Genomic DNA, 3,242 nt, shown 5'->3' on the forward strand with positions numbered 1-3,242 from the left:
GCCAGAGTGTCATACCACTTGTGGGGCTTTTTTTCTGTGCGGCGGCTTCTTTGTTTTCATCTTTCATTGCGACCTTAATTTTCGCGCGTAAGGCTTCGGCTGGATTGATGATCGTCATGCGGCTTTCTCCAAGGCTTCAAATTTTGTGGCCGCGTCAATCCGCTGACCTATCCAGCGCATGACGGGTACGGCCATGCTGTTGCCCAATGCTTTGTAGCGCGGGCTGTCGGGGCAGGGTTTGGCGGATTTCCCGCGCCACGCAATGCAGGTGTAGTCGTCGGGGAATCCCTGTAATCGTTCGCATTCGCGCGGGGTTAAACGGCGCACGCCGCTATCTTGGGCGATGGCTTGATTGGGTGCCGTATCGAGCGTGTAGGCTGCACCCTCGTTTGATATGCCCAAGCCGTTTGATTGGGTATTGGCCGTTTTGCAAACGTGGACAACAAACGTTTCTGATTCGGCATCCCTTCTGCCCATTGCGCCCGCATTCAGGCACATGCTGATTTCTGGAACAGCTTGCTCGCACCCTGCACGATCAAGGCTTGCATGAGCGGGATTGGCAGCGCTTTTTTGCGCCATACGGCGCGGCGGGCAATCCCCGCGCAGGCTGTCGCGCTCAAGAAGTACCGGCGGTCTACCTTGCCAGTTTCCAGCATCGAGGACAGCGAACACGCGCTTGCGCCGCTGCGCCAGTCCGAACCATTGCGCGTCAAGCACGGCCCATTCGAGAAGTCCATGCTCGCCCAGCGCCATGCCTTCATATCCCCAGCCATCTGCGGGGACATCGAGGCGGCATCCTGCCATCGCTCCAGCCACGCAATCAAAGTCTGCTCCGCCGTTGCTGGAAAATGCGCCGGGGACGTTTTCCCAGACGAGCCATCTTGCACCGCAAAAATGTCTAGCTGCATGGAATATCCTGATTTGTTCGTGAAACAACTTGGATTGCGCCCCGGCCAGTCCTGCCCTTTTCCCTGCCAACGACAAATTTTGGCAAGGTGAGCCTCCTACCACGACGTCGATAGCCCCCAATGCTTTGATTTGCTCGTCGGTAATTTCTGTGACGTTGCCAAGGTTTGGTATGTCCGGGTAGTGATGCGCCAGCACGGCGCACGGAAATGGCTCGATTTCCGCAAATGCGACGGGTTGCCAGCCCAGCGGCTGCCACGCCTGGCTGGCCGCTTCGATGCTGGAAAAGAGCGACAGGTAGTTCATGGCAGCGCTCCTCTAGATGTTCAGTGACACTTGTTCGATGGCGGTATCGTGGGCGTGCTGGTTGCTGTCCGGAAACGTTGCCGCCAGGCGTTCGCGGGTGACGTGGTAGTAGTGTTCGGACAGTTCGCAGCCGATGGCGCGGTAGCCTTCAAGGGCGGCAGCGACCAAGGTAGTGCCGCTGCCCGCGAACGGGTCGAGGATGATGCCGCCCGTGCCGTCAGGATGGCGCTCGCATATGCGTACCAGTTGGCGCATAAGGGCGGTGGGCTTGCCAGTCATGTGGTGCTTGTCTTGCTGGCGCACGACTTCGCGGATGACGCCGGGCAGGACGGGAGCGTTTCGGGTGAGGGGCATGGATCCCTTGCTGCCCCAGATGATGTATTCGGCCTGGGCGCGGGGTCTTCCGAGATGCGGGCGTGCGCCTTCGGTCTTGTCCCAAACCATGATGCCGCGCCAGATGAAGCCTGCGCATTGCAGGGCATCGGTGGCCAGCGGCAGTTGCCGCCAGTCGCTGAACAGGCAGGCGGGCGCGCCATCGCGCAGGACGCGGCGGCATTGTGCGAGCCACAGCAGCATCCATTGCAGTTGTGAGCGCTGGTCGCGATTGTCGCCGATGAAGTCAACCCACTGTTTCGCTTGCCCGGATTTCACGTATTTAACAGAGGGAGTGGCTTTGCGCTCGCCTGCGGTGAGGCCGCCGCTGGAATACGGTGGGTCAGTGATCAGGGCGTCAACGCTGTGATCGGGGAGGGTTTCGAGCCAGTTGAGGGCGTCGCCGTGATGAAGGGTGCAGATCATGCGGGGAGTCCGTCGAGGGAGGCGTGGGCGGTAAGGGGTGCGGGCAGCGGCTCGGGCTGGTATTCGGCAAGGTCTTTTTCAAACTGTTGCCAGCCTTGAATAATGCGCTGTCTTAGTTCGGGGTCGCTTAAGTAGTCAACTGTTAGTTGATCACTGATGTCGCCCGCATCGTTTAATGAGGCGGCGATAAATAAGGCTCTATCTGCGCCGGATACCAGTAGTTGTTGCTCTAGCTGTGCGCGGTAGTGCAGCGGTAGTGGTTTGCCTTGTGTTTTGCGCAGGGTTTTATTGAGGGTTTTGGCCTCGAAAACGGTGCGTTCGTCCATCGTTAAACCGTCGAAGCTGGCCGATAGTTTGGTGCCTTCCAGTACACCGACGCAGGGATAGAGTTCTTGGCCTAATTGTTGTTCGGCGATGGGTCTTAATAGCGATTCGATTAAATGGCCTTTATCGAATATCGCTTGCTGATACTGATTCACTTCGGGCGTGATGCCGGTTTTCTTTTGTTTAAGCAGTGCGTCCCTTTTGGTGTAGGGGGATACGCCCAGCATGGCGGCGGCTTCGCTGGCGTTAAAGTGGGTTTGGCGGTGTGTGTGCCATTCGGGGGTGCCTTGTTGGAGTTCAATCAGTTGCATCATTTAATCCCTCTTTGGCGGGTTCTGTGCAAATCCAGAATTCCATTTTTTTGTCGATGGTTTCTGCCAGCAGGTCGATTAAAAAGTTTTCCAGTTCATTGCGGGAGGCGCAGATTTTTCTATGTTCAATACAATACGGGTTGCTGTTTGGGAGGGTGGCTTGGTTGATAAACCCAAGCAAGCTCCCCCAAAGATATTGGATGTCGAAAAGCACTTTCTTGTCCCGATTAATCTTGCTCATGGTTGTTCTCTTCTTCGGCGACTGCTTTAACCGCCAGTGCGCGGATTTGGGTTTTTTGTTGGTCGGTTAATTGGTATTTGCTGGATACCATGCCAATGATGCTTTCTGCGCTTTTGCCGTTTTCGATGGCGGTTTGCCATTCGTTTAGATGGTTTTGCAGTTGTTCTTGCGGGTAGGCGGGCAGGGTTTTAATCGGCGGCTCATTCAATGGCGGCGTAATGTCGCGAATTTCTTCGGCAATGGCTAAACCCATTAGCGCATCAGGAAATATATCGCGCAGGGCAAAGGCGCGTGCTCTGAGTTGTAGCATGCGTTTGGGGTATTGTTTCCAGGGACCTGCTTTATTAACGAGTCCG

The 3,242-nt window shown here is 56.2% G+C and carries 4 protein-coding genes and 1 pseudogene; all 5 read right to left on the bottom strand.

All coding sequences use genetic code 11. The features are described 5' to 3' along the window. Positions 1 to 114: 114 nt before the first annotated feature. Entirely contained in the window at positions 115 to 1,212 is a 1,098-nt protein-coding gene (locus tag AXE65_RS14365) for a DNA cytosine methyltransferase (protein WP_068393471.1), read from the bottom strand. Between the two features lie 12 nt (positions 1,213 to 1,224). After that, positions 1,225 to 2,010 (bottom strand): DNA-methyltransferase, encoded by a 786-nt coding sequence (locus AXE65_RS13120; protein WP_068393472.1) that lies wholly within the window; start codon positions 2,008 to 2,010, stop codon positions 1,225 to 1,227. Next, positions 2,007 to 2,648, bottom strand: coding sequence for a lambda-exonuclease family protein (locus tag AXE65_RS13125; protein WP_068393473.1), 642 nt, complete (start codon positions 2,646 to 2,648; stop codon positions 2,007 to 2,009). Before AXE65_RS13125 ends, AXE65_RS13120 begins: the two co-directional genes overlap by 4 nt. After that, positions 2,632 to 2,886 carry a hypothetical protein gene (locus AXE65_RS13130; protein ID WP_068393475.1) on the bottom strand — a complete coding sequence of 85 codons (255 nt, stop codon included), beginning with the start codon at positions 2,884 to 2,886 and terminating at the stop codon, positions 2,632 to 2,634. Before AXE65_RS13130 ends, AXE65_RS13125 begins: the two co-directional genes overlap by 17 nt. Next, a pseudogene (locus tag AXE65_RS13135) lies at positions 2,873 to 3,242 on the bottom strand (hypothetical protein); the annotation flags it as partial. The pseudogene AXE65_RS13135 and the gene AXE65_RS13130, both read right to left, overlap by 14 nt.

The sequence above is a fragment of the Ventosimonas gracilis genome (genome assembly GCF_001580025.1).
GTDB classification, from domain to species: domain Bacteria; phylum Pseudomonadota; class Gammaproteobacteria; order Pseudomonadales; family Pseudomonadaceae; genus Ventosimonas; species Ventosimonas gracilis.